General features: G+C 67.5%; 1 protein-coding gene. It reads left to right on the top strand.

What is annotated here, in order from left to right; all coding sequences use genetic code 11:
• The first annotated feature begins 68 nt into the window (after positions 1–68).
• Positions 69–1,237 (top strand): IS3 family transposase gene (locus V5O40_RS27870; protein WP_332908205.1). Its coding sequence is split into 2 segments (ribosomal slippage): positions 69–353 and positions 356–1,237, totalling 1,167 coding nucleotides; the frame shifts between segments, so codons are not numbered across the junction.
• The last annotated feature ends 33 nt before the right edge of the window (positions 1,238–1,270 follow it).

Below are 1,270 nucleotides of genomic sequence, written 5' to 3'. Positions count from 1 at the left end.
GGGTCTGCTGCACCGATAGGTGACATCTGAGATGGCTTGCCCTGACGGCTAGCTGGAAGGATGTCGCTGTGCCCAAGCCCTACCCCCGAGAGTTCCGCGATGACGTCGTGCGTGTGGCCCGTGACCGCGAGCCAGGCGTGACGGTCGAGCAGATCGCCAAGGACTTCGGGGTGCACCCGATGACGTTGTTCAAGTGGCTGCGCCAGGCCGACGTCAACGCCGGCGCCGCGGCCGGGACGACCGGCACCGAGTCGGCCGAGCTGCGCGAGGCCCACAAGCGGATCCGGTTGTTGGAACAGGAGAACGAGGTCCTGCGCCGGGCCGCTGCCTACTTGTCGCAGGCGCATCTGCCGGGAAAAGGCTCTACCCGCTCGTGAGTGAGCTGGCCGCCGACGGGATCCCCGTGGCGGTGACGTGCCGGGTATTGAAGATCGCTCGTCAGCCCTACTACCGATGGCGTGCCCGACCCGTCACCAGCGCCGATGAGGTGGCGGCGTATCGGGCCAACGCGTTGTTCGACGCCTACCGCGACGATCCGGAGTTCGGCTACCGGTTCCTCGTCGACGAGGCCCGCGACGCCGGGCAGCCGATGGCCGACCGCACCGCGTGGCGGATCTGCTCCAGCAACGGCTGGTGGAGCGCCTTCGGCAAGCGCAAACGTCGCGGCAAGGGCGGCAAGGTCGGCCCACCCGTGCACGACGACCTGGTCCAGCGGGACTTCACCGCCAACGGCCCGAACCGGCTGTGGCTGGCCGACATCACCGAACACCACACCACCGAAGGCAAGCTCTACCTCTGCGCGATCAAGGACGTCTGGTCCCACCGCATCGTCGGCTACTCCATCGACTCACGGATGAAGTCCCGCCTGGCCGTCGCCGCACTGCACAACGCCGCAGCCAGACGCGGTGACCTGGCCGGCTGCATCCTGCACACCGACCGCGGATCCCAATTCCGGTCCAGGAAATTCGTCCGAGCCCTCAACCGCCACCAGATGACCGGCTCGATGGGCCGCGTCGGCGCCGCCGGCGACAACGCCGCCATGGAATCCTTCTTCGGCCTCCTGCAGAACAACGTCCTCAACCGGCGATCCTGGACCAGCCGCCAGCAACTCCGGATCGCGATCGTGACCTGGATCGAACGGACCTACCACCGCCGCCGACGCCAACGGTCACTGTCCCGGTTGACCCCCATCGAATTCGAGACCATCATGCACCCACCGGCCAGTCGGGCCGCGTGACTACACCTGTCATCTGCCGGTGCAGCAGACCCG

Origin of the sequence: Micromonospora palythoicola, assembly GCF_036689795.1 — a bacterium.
Classification (GTDB): Bacteria; Actinomycetota; Actinomycetes; order Mycobacteriales; family Micromonosporaceae; genus Micromonospora; species Micromonospora palythoicola.
This window is presented reverse-complemented; position numbering and strand designations above follow the sequence as displayed.